The sequence below is a fragment of the Legionella sp. D16C41 genome (genome assembly GCF_048541585.1).
Taxonomy (GTDB): Bacteria; Pseudomonadota; Gammaproteobacteria; order Legionellales; family Legionellaceae; genus Legionella_C.
Genome location: NZ_CP183303.1, coordinates 63,427 through 86,177 on the forward strand (window position 1 = coordinate 63,427; position 22,751 = coordinate 86,177).

Consider the following 22,751-nt stretch of genomic DNA (forward strand, 5'->3'; position numbering starts at 1 on the left):
TGAACAATATTTTAATGTAATTATTTTTTAGAAAATTTTGCTAATTGAAAGGTTGATAAGGGTAGGAGAAAACTGGTCAATAATCAATATATTTGTTTAAATATACGGTAGAAAATACGACGAAAATCAATAAATTTGATTTTATTATGCACTGGAATAGCAAATTTGTTCAAACTTGGTTAAATTATAGCGTTTAATGGTTTATTTATTTATTTCTACACTAGTTAAGTTAGGCTAAACAATGGATTTTGATAATATCAGTGCTCTTAAAAAAATTATTAACGAGAAAGAATTAGAAATTAAAAGTTTAAAAAATAATTTAGAGTTTGAACGCAAACAATTTCAAAATAATCTACAAGATTTACAAGACTATTATGAAAGTATTTTAGCTTTAATGCCTGGACATGTTTACTGGCTAGATAGAAATAATGTTTTTTTAGGTTGTAATGATTTGCAAGCGCGCAATGCACGCTTAGTATCACGTAAGGATATTGTTGGCAAAACTAATTACGATATGCCTTGGTGCGATCAAGCGGAGGAATTAAATAGGGTTAATAACTTGGTGATGGAGTCAGGAGAGCCACATATTACTGAAGAATATGCAGTAATGGCCAATGGTATGACTATTTATCTCTCTAATAAGACGCCCCTACGTAATAAAAATAATCAAGTTATTGGTGTCTTAGGGGTATCCATTGATATAACCGAGCGGAAAAAAATGGAAGTAGCGTTACGACGAGCTAAGGAGAGAGCTGAACTTGCTAATCAAATAAAAACAGAATTTATTGCCAACATAGGACATGATATTTTAGAGCCTTTAAAAGGTATTTGTGCGCTTTCAACCCATTTAGAGACACAAGTCAATCAGCTACAAGCACGCCAGCAAGCATGTTGGATAAAGAAAAGTAGCGTCCAATTACTGCGGATAATTGAGCAAATTTCAGATAATTTAGTTATAGAGCAAGCTAACAATAATGAGCTTAATCAAGAAGTAGCTGACTTAAATAAGATAGTTGAGGATATTTATCAACTATATTATCCAGCTATCAAAATGAAAAACCTTGATTTTTATATAGAAATAGAGGCTTGTCTTCCCATTTTTTTGACTGATAGGGTAAAACTACATCGTATTTTAATGAACTTAATAACTAATGCATTGTCTTATACACAGTCAGGTTCTATAACTCTTAAAATAGAAACGCTGGTACAAGATCTAACTTATATTCAGTTAAAATTTAGTATTATTGATACCGGAAATGGTATACCTTGTGAAATACAAAATTATTTAAATAATGTTAACTTTGCGCAAATAAGTCATTATGATTCATTTGGCCAAAATTTATGTATTGCGCAAAAGTATATTGGCTTACTAGGTGGAGAGTTAAATATATTATCCGAGCCTGGTCAGGGTTCAATCGTTTGTTTTACTGTTTTTTTAAAAGTAAAAGATTAGTAAATTAATTAAATGATTTAACACTTAGGCCAGGTACAGAAAAGCGTTTTCTATCATAAAGGCGTAAAGCTGTAAGATGCCCGCCCCACAGGCAGCCTGTATCCAATGCATAGATATGAGGATCTGGACACCTACCTTGTAAAGCTGCCCAATGGCCAAAAATAATATCAGCATCAATTACGGGACGATTAGGCAGAGCAAACCATGGCATAGCCGTTGGCGGTGCTTGCTTAATAGTTCCTTTATAATCTAGAAGTAACTCTCCCTGCATGCCACAAAAACGCATACGAGTAAAGTAATTGGTAATGACGCGCCAGCGCTCAAATTCCTTAAGATCAGCTGACCATCGATTTGGTAAATTTCCATATATATGATTTAAATAAGCGATATAATTTTCGCCCTGTAAAATAGTTTCAAGCTCTTGAGCGCATGCTCTAGCAGTTGCTAAATCCCATATGGGTGCTATGCCTGCATGACACATAACAACCTTATAGTTCTCACTAATGTAGAGAAAATGTTGTTTACGTAACCAATGGCCCAATTCATAGCGATCATCGGCAAATAAAATAGGCTTTAAAGTATCATCCTTATTGTTTTTATACGAATTACCAAAGAGTTTATTTAGCAAATGCAAATCATGATTGCCTAAAGTAATATAAGGTTTAAGAGGTAAATTTTTAATAAATCGAAGTACTTCTAAAGATTGTGGGCCACGATTAACTAAATCGCCTACAAGCCAAAGTCTATCAGAGCGTTCATTAAACTGAATATGATTAAGTAAACGCATTAAAGGTTCATAACAGCCCTGTATGTCACCAATGGCATAATCAACCACGCGAGGTTATTCCAGAGTTTAACTTAGGATCAGGTTGTTCGGTTGCGGTATTTATTTGCCATTGCCCAGATTTATTAAGTACTTGTAGAGATGTAGTCAAGTTAGGTTTCTCTAAAGCTGTAAAATGACTAGAAGACTGTGCTGAATGAATAAGTTCTATGGCAGACCATGTTGCTACTTTTCCGGTATTTAAATTGTGAACGGATACACTATTAGGTAAAGCTATTGCGTAACCACTAAATACTACACCGCTATGCATTTGCTTGGTTTTATTTTGTTCAAAACGAGCTTCAATATTGCCATCTGGTCCAATTTGATGGAGTTTTAAAGATAAAAAGCCATTGCGGGCTGCTTGCCAATTTTTATATTCAGGGTGCTCACGTACAAACCATTTAAATATTTCCGGTGACATAAGTAGGCCACCAGGAACCATAAATAGTGGTGCTTTATTAATCATAATAATACGTGACTCTAAGGATTTACCGAGCCACTGGATGAATTGTACCCCTATTTGTTGCTCTATTTCGCTAACAGATTCAGGTACAAACCCTGCAAAAGTTCCAGCTCTACCATAACGATTATTTCTATTACTATTTAATTTAAAATTCAATTGGTTGAGATATCGTTGCAATGCTATAGCATCGGCTCGAATTAGTATAGCGCCTAAGGTGCCGGCTGAGTAAGGATCTTCATTAAGTAATGCTAGCCAAACAGCAAGTACTTGTGAGTCTGAAGCAATCCAAGTAAACCCGCTGTTGGGCATTAAAGCGCGTGCTAAAAGGATGTTTAAACGTCGACGTAAGTCAATATTTGCTTCTTTTTGAAAGTTATAACTATAATGGCTGCCTACAGATACTAAATTTTCTAATAAAGGGTTCCATAATTTTAAAAATTGGCCATTGTTATCATAAAGTTCAACTTGATAATCAATTTGAATTTTACCAATGCCTTGTAATAAAGCAGCAGAGTATAAGGCATATTGCCATAATCTTTGCTCTTCTGAATAATTAGCATCGTCTTCTAATAGGACAAAATTTTTAAATAAATTAAGTGCAGACTCCGTACGATTAAGCGCGTAATCTAATAAACCACCTAACTGTGAATAATAAGTATTTGAGGCTTCTGGCAAAACTTGAACATAATTAATTAGATTTTGAATAATGCTTAAACAAAGGCTATCGAAACGAGCTTGTTCTAACGAACAGGTCGTACGAATTTGTTGAAGTAGAGACGCTCGCTTTTCTTCAGCAAGAATCTCTTCTGCAGACATAATACGTATTAAATCCTTTAATGGTTTCTGCCCAGATCCCTTTTTACCATTTCGATGAAACAAGTTAATCTCCAAAAATTTAGCCATAACCCTCTATTAATGTTGTTGTTTAGTAATTAAATTCGCTTTTTCTGATAAAAAATTAGCCACTTTAATATAGTTTAGTAAATTAATTTGCTCCGGTCTTTGTCTCGCATCAATTCCTAAACTACTTAATTCGTTACTATTAATAAGTGATTTTAAATTATTAGCTAATGTTTTACGCCGCATTGAAAATGCTGTAGCCACTAATTTTTGTAACATATTAAGTTCAACAGCTGGGTAAGGGGAAACAATATGAGGTACTAATCTTACAACAGCTGATTCTACCTTAGGCTTAGGATAAAAAGCTTCTGGAGGAACATCAAATAAATAGGTTACATCACAATGATATTGCATCATTATACTTAAACGTCCATATGCTTTACCACCCGGACTGGCGGCTAATCGCTCAACAACTTCCTTTTGTAGCATAAAGTGCATATCTTTAATATTTTTGACAAATGATAATAAATGTAAAATTAAAGGGGTTGAAATATTATAAGGTAAATTACCTACTATCCGTAACTGATTTCCCCACTTAGTATAATCAATTGTTAAAGCGTCAGCACCTATAATTTGTAATGGTGCGCCTTTAAAATGATTAGCCAAAAATAATTGTAAGTCTCTATCAATCTCAACTACTGATAATTTCTGCAAATGCTGTAGTAGTAAGCGAGTTAATGCGCCTTTTCCAGGCCCAATTTCTAAAACGTTATCTGCCGAGTGTAGATAAAGTGCATTAATAATATTTTCAATAACACCTTGATCTTGTAAAAAATTCTGCCCAAAACGCTTTCTTGGCTTATGATTCACTTAACTACCTCAAACAACCTTATTATACAGGAAAATTATGATTTTTAGCTACCAAACTGATATTCTGCCTATTTAAAACTAGTTTATACTAAATTTACTTTTGCTAGAGAAGTTTAATAATTAGGAAAAATTATTGCTACTAGCTAATAATACAACTATGCTAATTTTAAATTTGATTACCTAACTTGTACATGTTAAGCCACTTATTAGAATTAAGACAGCGTGCTTTACTAGTGATGGTTGTATTTATAAGCTTATTTATACTTTTTTTTTATTTTGCCAATCCTTTATTTTACTGGCTAGTAAAGCCATTATTGTCTACTTTGCCACCTGATAATTTTATTATTGCCACTCAAATTACGGCTCCTGTTTTAGTACCACTTAGTCTAGCAGCTAATATAGCCTTACTTTGTACAGCACCAGTTGCCATTTATCACCTATGGCGGTTTGCGGCACCAGGACTTTATGCAAATGAGCGACAAAAATTAGGCAGTACTATCTTATTAAGTGTCTTATTATTTGTGATAGGCGTAGTATTTTGTTTTTATATTGTACTGCCGTTTATGTTTCAATTTTTTACAAAAGCGGTACCGTTAGCTGTTAAGATAATGCCAGATATGACAAGTACATTAGATTTTATTACGCGAATGTTATTATTGTTTGGTTTTTGCTTTCAAGTCCCTTTAATTTGTTTAACACTAGTTAATCTAAATTTGATAACAATTGCTACTTTACGGCAAATTAGACCATATATTATTGTTAGTGCCTTTATTATTGGTATGTTATTAACGCCTCCCGATGTTTTATCCCAGGTAATCCTAGCTGTTCCTTTATGTCTATTATATGAATTTGGTATTATTCTAGCCTTATACACGTCTCATTATAGAAGATCCCATAAGCAAGAGGATGCTTAAGTTCATGCTTGAATGACCGATAAAAAACATGTTCTATCTTGACCACAAGGAAAGATAACATGCAAAAAGTCGCTAAATTTAATATTGGAGATTGTGTTATACATCAGCGTCATGGTTATCGGGCAGTAATTATCGATATTGATCCTCTTTTTCAAGCTTCAGGTCGACCTAATCCCCAGGCAAGTCGACGAGAGTTTGCTACGCGTAACCCTTGGTATCGCTTACTTGTAGATAATAGTAGTCAGATGACTTATGTAGAAGAATGTCATCTATGTTTAGACCTTTTGGAAAATACAGTCGATAATCCAAAATTATCTACCTATCTTAATGAGAATGGTGGCCGCTATTGTATTAATGTAAGTAGACATTAGACTTCTTGCAAAACTGCCATTGATGGCCAATCTGAAATGCAAAAAGCACTTCAAAATGCTCATGTACTTTATATACACTGTGCTTTTTCAGTGTTTTTTCATTTGACCTTGTCTCGTCACTAACAGTTTTAAAAGAAGTCTATCGAGCCTATTTACACTGCTAAATCAACACTGGCCATTAGAAAAGCTTATTCTATAATTATAAAATATAAACTAGGGAGGAGTCACAATGAGCAAATTTGAGAATAGATTAGCTTGTGTAATCAACGCCGATGGCACAATCGCGCGCGGTTATATGATAGATAATTGCGAATTCGACGGCGTTAATGAATATATTATTACCTGGAAAATTAAACTACAAGGCGAAGCAAAAACAAACTTTTCAGGCACCATTGGTAGTTCAATGTATGAAAAAGTCTCTCCTGGCTTAATCACCGTGGGCTTAATGGAAGATCCTTTGCAGATGCAAGTACATACCTATAATCCTGATGGTACACCTGCACCTCGGCCATTTCATATAGCTGTTTTTAGAGATTAGCTTATTGTTGGTTTAGGTATTTCTAACCATTAGTATTAGTAAACCTACAAAAGCGATTAAAATAAGTGCTAATACACCCATAGTAAAGAAGCTTTTATTTAAATTATCCCGGCTAAATAAATCTGGTCGATATTTTATACTACGATACATCACCCAAATAATTAATGCAGCACCAACAAGACCTAAAATTTGATAAAGTGTTTCCATGAAACTACTCCTTTTTTACTTCAAAGCTAAATGCATCAGAATACATCTGATTCGCTGAAATCCCCCGTGCAACTAGCGCGTCACGAATGTCATAAACCATATCAAAGGGGCCACCAATAACAATTTCATACTTATTTAAATCATGTGGATGTTGATTAAATACATAGTCAGCAATCTTATCTTTTAAATTGGTATTAGATAACAGAGGAAAATAGCGAAAATGATTAACATGAGATTGCCATTGTTTTACTTTTTCATCCATATATAAATCGCTTTGTGAGCGGGCACTCCAATAAAGTTCAAATGACCTTGAATCATCAGTAGCTAATAGTTGTTCTATCATCGCTTTAATGGGTGCAAAACCAGTTCCACCAGCAATAAATAGAATAGGCGCATTTTTTTTTAATTGACTTAAATGGCAATCGCCAAAGGGTAATTTGATATTAACCGCGCCACGTTGTTTAATTTCAGCAAATAACGTTTGATTACAACGATTTTGCTGAACATGGCGGATATGAAGCTCATACTTATGTGAACCTAATGGAGCATTGGCAATAGAATAGCTTAAATATTCATCTGCAGAAAAAATTTGCAAGTACTGGCCTGCTTCATAATCAATATAAGTACTTGGCGCCAATATTAGCTCAATTATTTTATCAGTCAGCGGGGCAATGCGCTCAATTTGCGCATTAATTAAAGCACTTGTCATAATGATATTCCTAAATGTTGCCAATAAGCGTTAACAGTTTGTAAAACATCATCATCCATTGTGATTGGTATGCCCCACTCACGTTGCGTCTCACCTGGCCACTTACTTGTTGCATCTAATCCCATTTTAGAGCCTAGTCCTGAAACAGGAGAAGCAAAATCGAGATAATCAATAGGCGTATTGTCAATTAACACCGTATCGCGTAATGGATCCATACGTGTAGTCATTGCCCAAATAACATCTTGCCAATTGCGGGCATTAATGTCGTCGTCACAAACAATGACGAATTTTGTATACATAAACTGTCTTAAGAAAGACCAAACAGCCATCATGATTCGTTTAGCATGCCCAGGATATTGTTTTTTCATCGTAACAACCGCTAAGCGGTAGGAACATCCTTCAGGAGGTAAGTAAAAATCAACGATTTCTGGAAATTGCTTTTGCAGAAGTGGGATAAAAACTTCATTTAAAGCAACACCTAAAATAGCAGGTTCATCTGGTGGGCGCCCTGTATAGGTACTATGATAAATAGGGGCATCACGATGTGTAATACGTTCAACAGTAAATACAGGAAAAGACTGTACTTCATTATAATAGCCAGTATGATCACCATAAGGGCCTTCAGGTGCTTCAACTCCAGGCTCAAGGTAGCCTTCTAACACTATTTCTGCCGTGGCAGGCACATGGAGATCATTGCCTATACAGCGTGTTAACTGTGTACGTTGACCACGTAAGAGACCAGCAAACGCATACTCAGATAAGGTATCTGGGACTGGAGTTACCGCCGCAAGAATAGTAGCGGGATCAGCGCCTAAAGTAACCGCAATAGGAAAGCGTTCACCGGGATAAGCTTTTTGCCAGGATTGATAATCCAGCGCGCCGCCACGGTGCGAAAGCCAGCGCATAATTAGCTTATTTTTACTTAATACTTGTTGGCGATAAATCCCCATATTCTCACGTGTCTTATCAGGCCCTCTGGTCGTGACTAAACCCCAGGTGATTAAAGGGGCTGCATCTTTTGGCCAACAGGTTTGAATAGGTAGGCGAGATAAATCTACTTCATCTTTTTCCCACACATGGGTTTGGCAGATTGGACGGTTAACATATTTAGGCGCCATATTTAAAGCTTGTTTTAGCAGTGGTAATTTATTAAAGGCGTCTTTAAAACCTTTGGGAGGCTCAGGTTCTTTTAAGGCTGCCAGCAATTTACCCACTTCTCGTAGGGCTGTAATATTTTCCTCACCCATGCCTAATGCTACACGCTCCACAGTTCCAAAAAGATTAGTTAACACTGGCATAGAAGCCTGTTTAGGTTGAGTAAAGAGCAGTGCTGGCCCTTGGGCTTTTAATACTTTATCGCTTACTACGGTCATTTCAAGATAAGGCGATACGGGGTAATCAATACGCTTTAATAAATTACGGGCTTCAAGTTGGCCAATAAAGTCGCGTAAATCAGAATATTTCATATCATTTTAGGAAAAATCATTTAGTTATTGATTATCTCATAGACATACTCCGAAGGAATAGTTTTTACTGTATCTAAATATTAGCTATCTTTCTAAACAATCATAAACTGCTAAGTCGTTTAGACAAAAAAGTGCTTCAAAATGTTCTTGTACTTCTTGTACACTGCACTTTTTTCAGCCCTTTTTTCTAAAGAATTTAGTTTGCATTTAACAGCTCGGAAAGAGGACTATTAAACAATGCTCAAAACTTGCCACTAAAATTAAAACTGGTATAGTGCAGCAATATATGATTTAAATTTAAACATGAAGTATTGTAAGGTTTGATGCTTTTATTAAACAATAAGTTAATTCGTTTAGTGTTTTATGGGGCCTTAAATGTAATGTTAGGGGCACCTAATCTCTATGCAACTACTAAACCTAAAATGGCTAACGAGACTAGCTCGTTCTCTCCTATGGTTCAAGCGCCAAAACAAGAGAGCACCAAAGCGCAGCAACGTCTAGAAACAGCAATTAACAATCCTGAATATATGCTTAATAATTGGGTTGAATTACCAACGGCGCCAAATCAAAAAAATAAGAAAGCAAAACATTTAAGTTTAAGAGAAGCTATTTTATTGGCTCTACGCTATAACCCAAATATCCAAAATGCTGAACTTGATAGAATTATTCAGCGTTATCAGTTGCGCCTTGCCAATAATGAATTTGAACTTCAATATGCTTTAGAAGGGGTGGCTTCAATTGAAAATAATAATTACAGTGATGTTGGCCATAGTGTCAATAAGTCATTTTTAGCCTCTCCTGAAGTGTCCTTAAAAACACCGTTCGGTACATCATTAAAATTAGGAATAGATAATAATGTTCCAAATTATAATACCTATACCCCGGTACTTAATTTCTCTTTTACACAACCACTGTTACGAGGATTTGGTAGAGCGGTTAATGAATCTAGATTATTAGATGCAAGAGATACAGAGTACTTAAACAAAATTGGCTTAAAGCAATCTATCATTGATCAAATTACGCAGGTAATTAGTGCTTATCGAAATTTAATTTTAAGTGGTAATAATTTAGAAAATCAGCGCCGTCAGTTAGAAGAAGCACGGCGGACATTTGCCATTAACGAGAAGAAAATTACTGCAGGACAATTAGAGCCTACGGGTAATATTCAACAATCTTATCAAATAGAATCATTAAGTTTGATGGTTGAGCAAGCTGAAAATGATTTTAAAACAGCTGCACAAGATTTATTACAAACTATTGGTCTTGATCCTGAAATGCGTTTAGCTGTGCCAAATGATGTTAATTTAGATAATGTTCGTGTGCCTAATTTAGGGCAATCCATTGATATGGCACTTGCGCATAACAGTCAATATTTAGCACAAAAGCTACTATTAAAGGCGGACGAAAGAGCTTATACCTTAGCTAAAAATGAGCAATTATGGGAGCTCAATTTAAGTGGCGGAATTCAGTCAGGTACAACGACAGATGTAACAGGTTTTAATACAGGTTTGCGTGGTATCTATAATGGTCGAAATCTCAATGAATCAGTGCGTTTATCACTGAATATTCCAATTAATGATTTAAACCGACGTAGTCAATTAATTAATGCAAAAGTAAAATTAGAAAAGGATAAATTAAACTTAATTGCCTTAAAACGCTCTTTAATAACTACTATTACCAATACCATCAATGGTATTCAAAGTCAGGCTAAACAATACCGTTTAGCTGAAAAGCAAGTTAAATTAGCTATACAATCCTATGAATTAGAAAAGAAAAAATTACAAGCAGGTATTGCTACGGCACTAGATGTTAATAATACGCAAAATCAACTCATTCAAGCGCAAGCTGGATTAATTAGTGCTAAGATAGCCTATTTAAATCAACTCTCCGCACTACAGCGTTTATTGGGTACCACGTTAGATGAATGGCAGATTAAGCTTAGGTATGGTCAATGAAAATTAGTAAAATTGTCATAATAGTTTTTTTAATAAGTTTATTATTTGGATGCGGTAATTCTCATGAACCGACATCTATTAAACAGCAAACTTATGTTGTTAAAGCAGAACCTATTCATAAAACTTTGTATTTTACAGGCACAATTCAGCCACTTCATGAAAATGCAATCACTTGCCCTATGGATGCTGTCATTGAGAAAATGAATTATAACTATGGACAAGTAGTTAAAAAAAATGAAGTAGTCATTACTTTGAATTCTACTGAACTGCAAAAACAATATAATGAAATTTTAACTGATTATTTAAAAGCTAAAGATAATTTTACCGTTGCTAAAGCTAAATTTACTGGCACAGATGAGTTATGGAAAGCAGGCTTAATTGCTAAAAATAACTATTTAAGTGAAAAATCAAGCTTAGATACTGCTCGCGTAGCGCTTATGCAGTCAACACGAAAATTGACTGAAATGCTCGAAAAAATTGATGACACCGACGCAAAAAACTTATCAGCCTTAAGCATTGCTGAATTTAATAAAGTTAAACAAGCCTTAGCCAAAGATCATAACCTCATTCATTTAAAAGCTTCCGCTCAAGGTATATTGCTTGCTCCACCTAAATCAGGAGAGGAAAAATCAGGTCAACTAAAAGTAGGTTCAGCTGTTAAAGCGGGGCAAGTGATTGCCTTAATTGGAGATTTAAGCGGGATTAGTGTTGAAATTGATGTTCCCGAAATTGATATCGATAAAATTAAACCAGGCATGAAGGCTAAAATAACCGGTGTGGCTTTAGGTAAAGAAATTCTTGAAGGAAAATTAGTCGCTATTAATGCACAAGCATCAAGCACTAGCAACAATGGTTTACCTTCATTTAATGCCACAGTTGCAGTCACAAGCTTAACACCCAAGCAGCAAGCGTTAGTTAAAGTTGGTATGAGTGCGGCCATTGCCTTGTCACTGGAAGAACAAGAACAATTAGTTATTCCTATTGCAGCGGTAAAACAAGAGAAAGGAGCTAGTGTTGTACGGGTGTTAGCAAATGGGAAAATTTCAACGCGGCAAGTGGCAACAGGTTCTGCTCTTACAGATAAAGTAATTGTAGATTCAGGCTTAAAAATTGGTGAAACGGTAGTTTACGATGGTTAAGTCACTTATCCAAATTAAGGACCTAATTAAAAATTATTCGCTAGGAGGCGTAACAAGTCAAATATTAAAAAAAATTTCATTGACCGTTGATGCTGGCGAATTATTAGCTATTGTTGGTGCGTCTGGTTCAGGTAAATCAACCTTAATGAATATTATTGGTTTGCTTGATAAAAGTGACAGTGGTGAATACTTACTTAATCAGCGTAATGTGGCAGCGCTTAATCAAGATGAGTTAGCGGCTTTACGTAATCAAAAAATTGGCTTTGTATTTCAGCAATTTAATTTGTTATCTCGGTTTACAGCAAAGCAAAATGTCGCATTACCACTTATCTATCGAAATAATATAAATACCACTGATATAGAAAAATACGTTATGCAAGCTTTAGCACGTGTTGGTATGGAGAAATTTGCCCATCATAAACCTACACAATTATCTGGTGGCCAGCAGCAACGTGTTGCTATTGCACGTGCCTTAGTTGGGGAGCCGCAAGTTATTCTCGCAGATGAACCTACAGGCGCTCTTGATTCGAAAACGGGTACAGAAGTTTTAAATTTATTCCTAGAGTTGCATGCTGAAGGGCGAACCATCATTATGGTCACGCATGATAATCATGTTGCTGCTCAATGTAGTCGCCGTATTACGCTTGTCGATGGGCAAATTGCCGCTGAGAGTAAATCATGAATGTATTAAGTCATTGTCAACAAGCGTTTATTAATTTAAATGCAGCCAAACTACGCTCATTTTTAGCTGTATTAGGTATTTTAGTGGGTACCGCTGCGGTTGTTGCTTTAATTAGTTGCGGGCAACTTGCAACCGAAAAAGCGTTAGCACAATTTAAAGCGCTTGGTACGGATTTACTGGCCGTGTCTTTATTTCAACAGGAACAAAAGCAAGCTTCTCAAAGCGGTGGTAATGAAATTTCTTTAACTCTATGGCGTCAAACGCCTAATCAAATTGCAGCGATTAAAGAGATAGCGCCTTATTCTACAGCCTATCAAACGATAAGCTTTCAAGGTTTTCCGTTAAGAGGCGCCATTGTTGGCGCTGATGATGCTCTGGCAAGAATTATTCATATTAATTTGGCACAAGGGCATTTTGTTTCTTTTGTAGAATCTTTTGAGCACTATTGCGTCATTGGTAATGGGCTAGCTGAACAGATAAAGAAAATTACGCTAGATAATCCTATGGGTAAACAGTTACGTATTGGGCAAGCTATGTACACTATTATTGGTGTCGCTAAGCCTTGGCAAGAAAGTGGTTTTTTTAATGAAGATATTAACCAGGCCGTAATTGTCCCTATTTCGGGTATTTCTTTAATTAGTAAGGATAATAAAATCAATAATGCGATTATGCTGTTAAAGCCTAATAGTGCCATCGATGAGGTAATTGCAGAACTTAAACATTACATGGCAACTTACGCACCAAAACTAAGTGTATTTCCACGTAGTGCTAAACAAATTATTGCTAGTATGGAGAGCCAAGGACGTATCTTTACCTTATTGTTAGCCGTTATTGGTGGTATCTCCTTATTAGTTGGCGGTATTGGCGTGATGAATGTAATGTTAGTTTCCGTAAGTGAACGTAAAAAAGAAATTGGTATTCGAAAAGCTGTTGGCGCTCGTAATCAAGAAATTCAAATGCTCTTTCTTGTCGAGTCGATTATTTTATCCTTGTTAGGTGGTGTTTTAGGTGTCATTTTGGGATTACTTTTTACAGCCGGAGTCGCTTATTTTAGTGGTTGGGCTTTTATGGTTTATCTACTACCACCTGTTGCAGGCTTTGCTGTGTCGGTTGCTACAGGCGTTTTCTTTGGTTTTTACCCAGCAAAACGAGCCGCTAAAATGGAGCCTATTGTCTCGCTTCGTAGTGACTAAATTAGCTAATAAAATCAACTTGCAACAATTTATGTTTAGCCTATTCTTAATAATGCAGCTTTGCCCATGACAGAATCGAAAATCTGCTAAAGACTCTTTTATTAGATTTAACCTCACATGAGGTAGGCAGCGGATAATAAGGATATTTCATTTGTTTTATATAAGGCAACGCCGTGTTATTGCTATTTTGCTAATAACAACCACAGGGAGTTATTCATGATGAGGCTAGTTACATCTGTAGTATTAGCTTTAAATATTGCTTTTTTAGTAGGTTGTTCAGCAAGTGTTGGACCTGATAGTTACTTAAATACCAGTAGTAACAATGCAAATAAATCAACAAATGCATATCATTCATTTACATCTAATTCAGAGAATTATCGTAGTATTTCTACAAATAGGATGATGGTAGGGGCAACGGTCTTTTAATTTATATTAACTATTTCTATAAAAATCATTAAATTAAATTTTCTCAATATTAGGCCTTGAATTTTAAAATTTAGGTATTATTTATTAAGCATACCATTTTTCATTAAGGAGGAATTAGTGATGAGTAATTTAAAACGTGAATATTTTCCATCATTATACAGAGACTTTAATTCACTATGGGATAATTTTTTACGCGGCCAACAAGACGATTCATCTTTTGTTACAACAAGTACTTGGGCACCTTCAGTTGATATTAAAGAAGAAAAAAATCAGTTCGTTGTCATTGCTGATATCCCAGGTGTTAATAAAGAAGATATTCATATTTCATTAGAAAATAACTTATTAACCATTCAGGGTGAGCGTCACTTTGATAAAACTGAAGAAAGAAATGGCTACACCCGCGTTGAACGTGCACAAGGACAATTCTACCGACGTTTTAGCCTACCCCAAACGGTAGATGATGCTAAGATAAGTGCAAAATATAAACAAGGCGTGCTTGAAGTTATTATCCCTAAGAAAAAAGCGGCTCTTGAAAAGAAAATTGATATTAAAGTTGAAGAATAATAGTTAATCTAAATTAAGCGCTACTTAAAATCTAAGCAGCGCTTAATAAAGTTATTTACATAATTGCACAATTACGGTTACGGGGTGGAACAGGATTTTGTTGTGCAACTGGTTGGTATACAGGTAGTATACCCTGTTGATTCTGTTGAGCTCTTTGAGCTACTCGTTGCCCGTAAGTCATAATTTCTGCTGCGCCATAACTTACAGCTAATAAGCCAACGTAAAAAAGCTCTAATATGACATCACTTTGGCACAAATCATTAGTAGAATCAGCGGTATCACAAGGAATACCTTTTACTAACATCGTAACAGCTAGAGCTAATTCGCCGCCTGCTATTAAGGCTAATCCTGCATGCTGAATTCTTTCAGGCACTGCAACATCCGAGCGACAAGCTGCATACATGCTCATACAAAATTGCGAAAATTTCTGGGGAATTTGTACTTTTGGAGTAAGGTTAGTATCAAGTTTAGATATAGCACCGCCGATTAATTGAAAAAATGCATTAGCTCTCTGAGCACCTGTACCGCCTTCTGTAGGTACATAAGCGTTAAACAAACCGAATGGCATGATTTTTCCTCAAATAAATAGTTTAGACTGCTATTATACATAAAATTGATCTAATAGATCAATATATAATCAAAATGTTATTTTATTTGCATAAATATAATTGGTTTGTAATAGTAAGAGAGTTGATCTAAACTCGACCAAACTAGGAATTGTTTACTTATACATACTATGAATTTTTTTAAACCTACACGAACAGAAGAACAGCTTAAGCAAGCCTTAAGATTAGGCAATATAAAGCAATGGTGGAAAAGTGTTTGTGATGAATATTCTCCTCTTATAAGCTTTTTAACTTACCAAACATCTTTAATCAGTAAGACAATAAGCGAATTAACTATTGAGGTAAAGAATGAGACTTATAGTTATGATTTGGAGCAATTAATATTACTTTATTATCAGGTACTAAACTGGCAAATTATGCATAATATCCGGTTTAACTCTTCCTCACGTAACGTTCAAATTGATATTTTAAAAGAGTGGCTAGAAGAAAGAATTTATCCACCGACTAATTCCTTAAATACTAGTTTAATAAGATACCAGCACATGGTAGCGCAAGCGTCTAAGGAATTAGATTTAATGCCAGTTAGAGAGCTGCCAGAGTTAAATGATCAACTATTATATGACTGGTGGAAAATGGAAAGTCATGTCGGATTTTTTAGTTGGCGTACTAAAGCAACTACAGAGTTAGATGAACTTGTTTATTGGTATTCTAATAGTGTTATTCTAGATAAATTAGATGCACTGCAAAAAATGATGGCGGCTATTTATGTATGGCTTAATGAACGTCAAAGTCATAGTCATCCGCTGCGTGTAACAGCAGTTAAAGAATTACAGAAGGTAATAACTTTAGAAATGATCCGTGAATTAGAAAAAATAAACAACGAAGTTATTTTAGATAACAATATAACTGATAATACATTAAGACTTAACTAAGCATTGCAGCAATAGCAATACTTCCTTTGCCCGCATGTAGACCAATTGCTATAGATACAGGCTCAATGTACAAAGGTTCTTTTTTAAAAGCCTCAGCAGTCATTGCAGCAAATTCTTGGGCTTTTTTAGGTATCCCTGCATGAATAATACAATAGTTTTCTAGGGCGTTATCTTCTATTAACGTACTAATATTAATTACCACTTTACTTAAAGCTTTAACCTCATTAAATGCTTTGTCCACTAGGATCACTCTACCTTCTTTATCAAGCGAAATAATAGGCTTTAAACCAGTATACTGAGCAAATTTTCCTTTTAATTTGCTTACTCGCCCTGAGCGAATTAAAGAATCGAATTGGTTAACGACAATAAAAAAGTAAGTCTTACTTATTTTTTCTAATAAGGCTTCTTTGATTTGATGAATAGAATAATTCTGCTCTATGAGTTCGGCCGCATAATAAAGTAATAGACCTTGACTACCTGCAACATGACAAGAATTAATGACATGCACATTAGAATATTGCTTCGCTACATTTAAAAAAGCGTTATAAGTTCCACTTAAAGCTTCTGCGACACTAACAACAAGGACATGTTCATAATTTTTTGCAAGTCTATTAATTGTTTCATTAATAACTGCATAAGCTGGCGAAGAGGTAGTAGGGTAGGTTTTCAAAGTCGCAAGAATGTCAAAAACTTGATTAATATCAAAACAATAATAATCGAGTAAATCATTACCATCTAGCTGTACATTTAGCGGAACTAAGTGGATTTGATATTGATCGAGTAATTGCTGCGGAATACTTGCACTAGAGTCAGTAACCAACGCAATAGAGTGTTTTTTATCATAAATAGATTGGTACTGTCGTAACATATCATCGACTTTAGAATATTGAATTTTTCCTATAGAACGTAATTTAGTAAAAATTTTTGCTGGAGTATTACTATGAATATGAATACGACATAAATTTTGATTAGCCGAAATAACCATGCTATCGCCTAATTCTTGTAGCGAGCAAGTTAGTTCAGTTTGGTTTATTTTATTACCTGAAAATAATGCCTCAGTACAATAGCGATTTGTTGGTGGTTCGCGATGATTAAATAGCTCATGATGACTTTGTTCATGAATAATATCAGTGGTTTTTAACTTAATAGAAGGTTTAGCTAAAAACTGAGCAAATCCTTTAATAAAGCAACTAAAGCCTAAAGCACCTGCATCCACTACATGAGATTCCTCAAGTAATTTGAGCGTATGCTCGGTTGCAGCAAGCGCTCTTTCAACGTCGTTCATTGTATTGGCTAAAAGAAGATTAAAGCAGGGGTAATCTGCTGCTTTATTTTCTAAACTATGAGCCCAAGCATCCATAACCGTTAAAATAGTGCCCTCAACTGGATTTACAATGGCTCGACGTACACTAATACAGGCAAGCTTAATAAGCTTAGCAAAATCTTTAGTAGTTAATGTCTCAGGTAAAGACATATCCAGAAAACCATTAAAGAACTGAGAAAAAATCATGCCTGAATTACCACGTGCGCCTAAAATTCCTGCATTTGCTAATGATTGGCATGTTTCCAGAAAGTTAGGTTTTAAAGTCGAATGAGTAATGATAGCTTGCGCTGTGGCTGACATGTTGTTTCCTGTGTCGCCATCTGCAACTGGGAATACATTTATTTCATTAAGCGTCTCACGCTGACTAATAACCGCATGGCAGGCATGAATAATAGCAGCGTAGAACAATTCGACATCAAGTTGCAGTAATGTCATTGTTTAATTTAATTAATAAGGGTAAATTTAATAATAGACCGAGTTGAACTGCTCTGCACTATATAAGTTAATTTTAACTAAATCTTTTAAGTATATTTGCAATAATTAATTATTTAACAGCACCTTTAAGTTGTTTGGGTAGGGCATTTCGATTCTCGTGTGGATAACGCTGATTCTGGCAAAGTTTCTAATTGAAAGAAGTTTATTTTTGGCTGTATGCTTGGGCTAAATTAGAATTTGATAATGCCTTATCTATATCCATTGTTCTAGCAAGAGTTACTCTTTCATTTCTTAGATCTTGAAAAAATTTAAATCTAGTTTCTTTTCTTTTATTAGCAGTATAAGCGCGTGATTTTTCTTGAAATTCTTGGTGAGTTGGCCTGGTATTCATTTTATATGGCAAACGAGCAAAGATAGGTATTTCAGGTTTACTGTCGCTTTCTATTAATTTTAAAGGAGTAGCAAGCATCAAACGGTTATTTTGTTGTGTCCAGAATTGCCCTAGCTGATTTACCACAGATAATGTACCTTGATAATAATAGATGCGTGTATCTTCACTTTTTATAATAGATTGATAGAAATTTTTTGCAATTAATTGATTTTTATTAAGGTTACCGCAGCAGTAAAGATGGATTGAATGGAAACAATGAATTAAGCCTGAAAAATCATAATTAAAACGTGATGCTAAAGTCTCAATACTAATTGCACTTGCTAAATTAATATTACTATGATTTGCCAAAATATTAGGATTATTAGTATACCCATGTGCTAAAATATAAAGCTTGCTATGAGGGTCAATCTCCTCAATATCGAAATCATCTTTATAATAAATAATTTTAATTTTTTCAGGAGAGCTTAAAGCATAATTACTTTGCCATATTTGCGCTCCTTCATTGAGATTACCGCAGTTTGAACGCTCGAATGGAATATATAAAATAATCATAATAAGTACTTTATAAATAACCAGCTATTTTACTGTATTAATATTGGAAATGATTAAATTTTTAATAAAAAAATCAAACTACTTATAAAAATTTTTATACCAATTAGTCTTTTAACGCCTCAGCTATAAGTGATCTTAAAACAATAGCATTACGTTTTTTTGATAGACATTATCAGAATGATATAATTAATTAAAATACTAAAAAAAGTGGTAAAAATAGGTGTGCTGACTATAAGTGCCCAGGGCGCTTTAAAGGTTAAATTAAGTATTACTGTATTAAAGTAATAATTAGTGAAAAGGGCTAAAGCAACAGCGAGAAGGCCAGCATAAAAGCCAATAATAGCAGATTCACTACTTCGAATCCAAAATAAAGTTTTCTTTTGTATCCCCAATAGCTTTAAAATATGAACTTCTTTCTGTTTAATATCATTAAAAGCAAGCATCGCGAGTATTACAATAATTATACCTATTAGCAGGCTAAATAAAGTAATCAAGGTAATTGCTTTACTAATATTTTCTAAAATTGTTTGTACTTTTTTGATAGTGTTAGCAACATCTATAATTGTGATATTAGGAAACTGCTTAGCTAAACTTAATAATTTATCTTGTTTACCTTCTGGTAAATAAAAACTAGTTAAATAAGTTCTAGGTAAATCAGCCAATAAATCAGGATTAAATAAAATAAAGAAATTAGGTTTAAAACTAGTCCAATTGACTTGTCGAATACTTGTAATGGGAACGGTAATAATTTGCTCAGCGATTCGAAAGGTTAAAGTGTCTCCCACACTAACTCCTAATTGCTTTGCAAGCTCTTCTTCAATTGAAAGCCAGGGCGTATGTTTAAGATTCCATCTTCCTTGAACGAGCTTATTCTCTTCGGGCAACGTATTGGTCCAAGAAAAATTTAACTCTCTTTGCAGTGCATTAATTTCTTTGGCTTTCTCACCTAATCTAACTGCCACGGGTGTATTATTTATACTAATCAAACGGCCTCTAACAATAGGATAAAAGAGAGCAGATTTAACTTGATTTTGCTGAAGAAAGTCATTGAAAGCTTGCGTTTGATCAGGCTGAATATTAATAACAAAAAAATTAGAAGCATCCGAAGGCAATTGTTGTTGCCAGTTTTCGATTAAATTAGTTTTAAAAAGATTTAAAGTTAAAAAGGCTGCTAAAGCTAAACCTATACCAATCAACTGTAATAAGCTATTAATTAAATTTCTTTGAATAGTTGCAAAGCCAAAGCGCCAGGCAAAGGAAAGTTTATTTTTGAAAGGCTTAATTAATAAATTGCTAATTATTAATAGGCCCAAAGCAAGAAGCATGAAATATACTAATCCAGCAAGGACAATAACAATTAAGCGCCAGGAGTGAATATATAAAAAAGAAACCCCGAAAATTATTAGAAAAGCAATAGCATAGTTTAAAAGTGAATTGGCTTGAAAGCTATGCTGTTTAAAGAGAGTAATCGCTGTAATTTGACGTAATGATAACAGATGAAAAAAGGTGAAACTTAATAAGGTTAGAAGGCCTGTTATTAAACTTAAAAAAGCTGGTTTAAGACTTAATTCAATAGTAAAGTTAGGTAGTAAACCTTGTAACCAAGTGACTAAAAGAGGTTGTAGAATATAACCTAATAGTATGCCAATTAAAGAGGCTAGAAATCCTAAAGTAAATATATTACTTAAATAAAGAATAAAAATATCACGTTCTGAAGCACCAAAACATCTTAAAATAGCTACGTGCTGTTGATGCCTTTGACTATAGCGATGCATAGCCATGCTAATAGCAATACCTGCTAATATTAAACTGATTACCGTACCTAAATTTAAATAACTCACAGTACGTTCAATAGCTTTAACAATAGCAGGGTTAGCTGTTTTATCTTGCCAATTTTGTTGCTCGGTTAGTGGTGGATTTAATGATTTTTTTAATAACGTTAATTGATTGTCATTACCTGCCAATAACCAATTATAAGTAACCTTACTACCAGTTTGGATAACCTTTGTTTTTGCAAGATCAGCCTGATTCATTACTAGTCGTGGCGCAATATTAAACCAATCTCCTGTTTGACCTGGCTCTTCAATTAAAAGAGCACTAACGGTAAAGATGGCGTCACCAATCGTAATTTTATCGCCGATATTAATACTTAAGAGTGATAACAATTTTGCTTCAACCCATACCTGATTTAATGCTGGCGCACTATTAACAGACTGGCTAGGGGTAAAAGGTTGTGGCGCAATCTTTAAGGTTCCTTTCAAAGGATAAGGTGATGTTATCGCTTTAATTTGGGTAAGCTGTAATTTATCGTTAGCTGTGACCATACTCAAAAAAGAAAGCGTTTGCGTCTCAGTTAAATGCAATTCCTGTGCTTTTGCTGTCCAATTTTGCGGTATGGGTAAATTACTACTAACAACTACATCGGCGCCTAGCATTTGAGCTGCTTGTTGATTGAGTAAGCTTTCCACTGAAAAAGTAAAGTTATTTAAAGTACTGGTACAAGTTACAGCGACAATTAGTGCTAACGTTAATAAAGTCAGCTCGCCACTACGCCAATCACGTAAAAAAGTCCGTAAAATTAAAGAAAGATTTAACATTGCAGCTTTCCATCAATAAGTGGCCAGTGCAATTGGCAACGAGCTGCTAGGGTATCATCATGCGTCACAATGACTAAAGTTGATTGATGTTCTTGGTTAAGAGCAAATAATAGTTCAATAATGGCTTGTCCTGTTTTTTTATCTAAATTCCCGGTGGGTTCATCGGCAAATAACACAGATGGCGTAAATGCAAAAGCGCGCGCAATAGCAACACGCTGCTGCTCACCACCTGATAATTGACTTGGATAATGCTTTGCTCGTTTACTCAATCCTACCCTTTCAAGCCAAGACATAGCTATACTGTCGGGATTTTTCTGCTGATTAATCTCTAAAGGCAACATGACATTTTCAAGTGCTGTAAGATTAGGTAATAAATAAAAAAATTGAAAAATAAACCCAATTTGTTGGGCTCTAAGCTTAGCTCGGCTATCTTCATCAAGCTTACTAATTTCTTGTGAGCCGTAATAAATTTGCCCTGAAGTAGGTTTCTCTAAACCGGCCATAATATTAAGTAAGGTTGTTTTGCCGGAACCAGAAACGCCTGTAATTGCAATGGTTGCACCTGCTGGAATGCTTAAATTAATAGCTTCTAGAATCCTTAAAGTTATGTTATTTGTGACGATGCTATAATTAACATCTACTAATTTAATTATTGCATCAGGATTGTTCATGCTTAAAAAATTCCTTTCTATAATTTGTTTCATTTTTATAATAACACCACTTTATGCAAAGACGATTCTTGTGCTTGGTGATAGTTTAAGTGCTGGTTATGGTTTAGAAGATAATAAAAGTTGGGTCAACTTATTAAATGATCGTTTAAAAAAAGAATCGCTACCTTACCAAGTTGTTAACTATAGTACAAGCGGCGACACCACTTCAAATGGACTGTCTAAATTACCAAAGGCCTTATCTAAATATAAACCAGATATTGTTATTATTGAATTAGGCGCTAATGATGGTCTGCGGGGTTTATCCATTGCTGATTTGAAGAATAATTTAAAGCAATTAATTATTGAATCGCAACAGCAATCAGCGCATGTTCTTTTACTAGCAACATTGCTACCGCCGAACTATGGTACTGCTTATTTGAATCAATTTAAGCAAGTTTATGCTGATTTAGCTAAGCAATATCAGGTTCGTTTAATACCTATGTTTCTAGAGGGCGTTGCGGGTAATCCTGCTTGGATGCAAGCAGATGGTTTACATCCCAATCAGAATGCACAAATAAAAATATTGAACAACGTTTGGCCAACTTTGCAGCAAATGCTTCAATAAGACAGCTAATGGCGTCAACTTACGTCTTAATATCGCTAGATTTTATTTTTCGCGCGAGTTTCC

At 34.8% G+C, this 22,751-nt stretch carries 23 protein-coding genes; 12 read left to right on the top strand and 11 right to left on the bottom strand.

What is annotated here, in order from left to right:
- The first annotated feature begins 241 nt into the window (after positions 1-241).
- Positions 242-1,453: a PAS domain-containing sensor histidine kinase gene (locus ACNVED_RS00270; RefSeq protein WP_419419776.1), complete on the top strand. Its 1,212-nt coding sequence runs from the start codon at positions 242-244 to the stop codon at positions 1,451-1,453.
- A 4-nt stretch (positions 1,454-1,457) separates the two neighbouring features.
- Here ACNVED_RS00270 and ACNVED_RS00275 read toward each other — a convergent pair whose 3' ends face one another.
- The 3 genes from ACNVED_RS00275 to rsmA are packed head-to-tail and all read right to left on the bottom strand — an operon-like array spanning position 1,458 to position 4,452.
- The gene (locus ACNVED_RS00275) at positions 1,458-2,288 is read right to left on the bottom strand and encodes a symmetrical bis(5'-nucleosyl)-tetraphosphatase (protein WP_419419777.1); all 831 of its coding nucleotides are present in this window, start codon (positions 2,286-2,288) and stop codon (positions 1,458-1,460) included.
- Positions 2,281-3,621 (bottom strand): TraI domain-containing protein, encoded by a 1,341-nt coding sequence (locus ACNVED_RS00280; protein WP_419421119.1) that lies wholly within the window; start codon positions 3,619-3,621, stop codon positions 2,281-2,283. The genes ACNVED_RS00275 and ACNVED_RS00280 overlap by 8 nt, the downstream gene beginning before the upstream one ends.
- Before the next feature lie 33 nt (positions 3,622-3,654).
- Positions 3,655-4,452 (bottom strand): 16S rRNA (adenine(1518)-N(6)/adenine(1519)-N(6))-dimethyltransferase RsmA, encoded by a 798-nt coding sequence (gene rsmA / locus ACNVED_RS00285; protein WP_419419778.1) that lies wholly within the window; start codon positions 4,450-4,452, stop codon positions 3,655-3,657.
- A gap of 191 nt (positions 4,453-4,643) precedes the next feature.
- Between rsmA and tatC the strand changes: the two genes are divergently transcribed.
- The 3 genes from tatC (at position 4,644) to ACNVED_RS00300 (ending at position 6,275) form a co-directional block, all read left to right on the top strand.
- A complete protein-coding gene (gene tatC, locus ACNVED_RS00290) occupies positions 4,644-5,366 on the top strand; it encodes a twin-arginine translocase subunit TatC (protein WP_419421120.1) in 723 nt (240 codons plus the stop codon).
- Positions 5,367-5,425: 59 nt separating this feature from the next.
- The gene (gene hspQ, locus ACNVED_RS00295; protein WP_419419779.1) at positions 5,426-5,737 is read left to right on the top strand and encodes a heat shock protein HspQ; all 312 of its coding nucleotides are present in this window, start codon (positions 5,426-5,428) and stop codon (positions 5,735-5,737) included.
- 229 nt (positions 5,738-5,966) lie between these two features.
- Positions 5,967-6,275 (top strand): hypothetical protein, encoded by a 309-nt coding sequence (locus ACNVED_RS00300; protein WP_419419780.1) that lies wholly within the window; start codon positions 5,967-5,969, stop codon positions 6,273-6,275.
- Positions 6,276-6,287: 12 nt separating this feature from the next.
- Here the strand turns inward: ACNVED_RS00300 and ACNVED_RS00305 are convergent, their stop codons facing one another.
- From ACNVED_RS00305 to ubiD, 3 genes are read right to left on the bottom strand one after another with little or no spacing between them, the layout of a single operon-like run.
- Positions 6,288-6,482, bottom strand: coding sequence for a hypothetical protein (locus ACNVED_RS00305; RefSeq protein ID WP_419419781.1), 195 nt, complete (start codon positions 6,480-6,482; stop codon positions 6,288-6,290).
- Between the two features lie 4 nt (positions 6,483-6,486).
- Positions 6,487-7,191 (bottom strand): NAD(P)H-flavin reductase, encoded by a 705-nt coding sequence (locus tag ACNVED_RS00310; RefSeq protein WP_419419782.1) that lies wholly within the window; start codon positions 7,189-7,191, stop codon positions 6,487-6,489.
- The gene (gene ubiD / locus ACNVED_RS00315) at positions 7,188-8,657 is read right to left on the bottom strand and encodes a 4-hydroxy-3-polyprenylbenzoate decarboxylase (RefSeq protein WP_419419783.1); all 1,470 of its coding nucleotides are present in this window, start codon (positions 8,655-8,657) and stop codon (positions 7,188-7,190) included. Before ubiD ends, ACNVED_RS00310 begins: the two co-directional genes overlap by 4 nt.
- 422 nt (positions 8,658-9,079) lie before the next feature.
- Between ubiD and ACNVED_RS00320 the strand changes: the two genes are divergently transcribed.
- The 6 genes from ACNVED_RS00320 to ACNVED_RS00345 all read left to right on the top strand — a co-directional run bounded on the left by ACNVED_RS00320 (position 9,080) and on the right by ACNVED_RS00345 (position 14,616).
- Positions 9,080-10,612, top strand: coding sequence for a TolC family protein (locus ACNVED_RS00320; RefSeq protein WP_419421121.1), 1,533 nt, complete (start codon positions 9,080-9,082; stop codon positions 10,610-10,612).
- Positions 10,609-11,751, top strand: coding sequence for an efflux RND transporter periplasmic adaptor subunit (locus tag ACNVED_RS00325; RefSeq protein ID WP_419419784.1), 1,143 nt, complete (start codon positions 10,609-10,611; stop codon positions 11,749-11,751). Before ACNVED_RS00320 ends, ACNVED_RS00325 begins: the two co-directional genes overlap by 4 nt.
- Positions 11,744-12,433 (top strand): ABC transporter ATP-binding protein, encoded by a 690-nt coding sequence (locus ACNVED_RS00330; protein WP_419419785.1) that lies wholly within the window; start codon positions 11,744-11,746, stop codon positions 12,431-12,433. The genes ACNVED_RS00325 and ACNVED_RS00330 overlap by 8 nt, the downstream gene beginning before the upstream one ends.
- Positions 12,430-13,626 (top strand): ABC transporter permease, encoded by a 1,197-nt coding sequence (locus ACNVED_RS00335; RefSeq protein WP_419419786.1) that lies wholly within the window; start codon positions 12,430-12,432, stop codon positions 13,624-13,626. Before ACNVED_RS00330 ends, ACNVED_RS00335 begins: the two co-directional genes overlap by 4 nt.
- Before the next feature lie 216 nt (positions 13,627-13,842).
- Positions 13,843-14,052: a hypothetical protein gene (locus tag ACNVED_RS00340; protein ID WP_419419787.1), complete on the top strand. Its 210-nt coding sequence runs from the start codon at positions 13,843-13,845 to the stop codon at positions 14,050-14,052.
- 120 nt (positions 14,053-14,172) lie between these two features.
- Positions 14,173-14,616 (top strand): Hsp20/alpha crystallin family protein, encoded by a 444-nt coding sequence (locus ACNVED_RS00345; RefSeq protein WP_419419788.1) that lies wholly within the window; start codon positions 14,173-14,175, stop codon positions 14,614-14,616.
- 55 nt (positions 14,617-14,671) lie between these two features.
- Here the strand turns inward: ACNVED_RS00345 and ACNVED_RS00350 are convergent, their stop codons facing one another.
- Positions 14,672-15,184 (bottom strand): hypothetical protein, encoded by a 513-nt coding sequence (locus ACNVED_RS00350; protein WP_419419789.1) that lies wholly within the window; start codon positions 15,182-15,184, stop codon positions 14,672-14,674.
- Positions 15,185-15,352: 168 nt separating this feature from the next.
- Here ACNVED_RS00350 and ACNVED_RS00355 point away from each other — a divergent pair, with 168 nt between their 5' ends.
- Positions 15,353-16,114, top strand: coding sequence for a hypothetical protein (locus ACNVED_RS00355; protein ID WP_419419790.1), 762 nt, complete (start codon positions 15,353-15,355; stop codon positions 16,112-16,114).
- On the opposite strand, the gene ACNVED_RS00360 is transcribed toward ACNVED_RS00355, so the two are convergent.
- From ACNVED_RS00360 to ACNVED_RS00375, 4 genes are all read right to left on the bottom strand, one after another.
- Positions 16,107-17,873, bottom strand: a complete 1,767-nt coding sequence (locus ACNVED_RS00360; protein ID WP_419419791.1) for a DegV family protein — start codon at positions 17,871-17,873, stop codon at positions 16,107-16,109. The genes ACNVED_RS00355 and ACNVED_RS00360 overlap by 8 nt on opposite strands.
- Before the next feature lie 202 nt (positions 17,874-18,075).
- Positions 18,076-18,816: a hypothetical protein gene (locus ACNVED_RS00365; protein ID WP_419419792.1), complete on the bottom strand. Its 741-nt coding sequence runs from the start codon at positions 18,814-18,816 to the stop codon at positions 18,076-18,078.
- Between the two features lie 149 nt (positions 18,817-18,965).
- On the bottom strand, positions 18,966-21,413 hold the full coding sequence (locus ACNVED_RS00370; protein ID WP_419419793.1) for an ABC transporter permease: 2,448 nt from the start codon (positions 21,411-21,413) through the stop codon (positions 18,966-18,968).
- Entirely contained in the window at positions 21,407-22,084 is a 678-nt protein-coding gene (locus ACNVED_RS00375) for an ABC transporter ATP-binding protein (RefSeq protein ID WP_419419794.1), read from the bottom strand. Before ACNVED_RS00375 ends, ACNVED_RS00370 begins: the two co-directional genes overlap by 7 nt.
- Between ACNVED_RS00375 and ACNVED_RS00380 the strand changes: the two genes are divergently transcribed.
- Entirely contained in the window at positions 22,083-22,688 is a 606-nt protein-coding gene (locus ACNVED_RS00380; RefSeq protein ID WP_419419795.1) for an arylesterase, read from the top strand. The genes ACNVED_RS00375 and ACNVED_RS00380 overlap by 2 nt on opposite strands.
- The last annotated feature ends 63 nt before the right edge of the window (positions 22,689-22,751 follow it).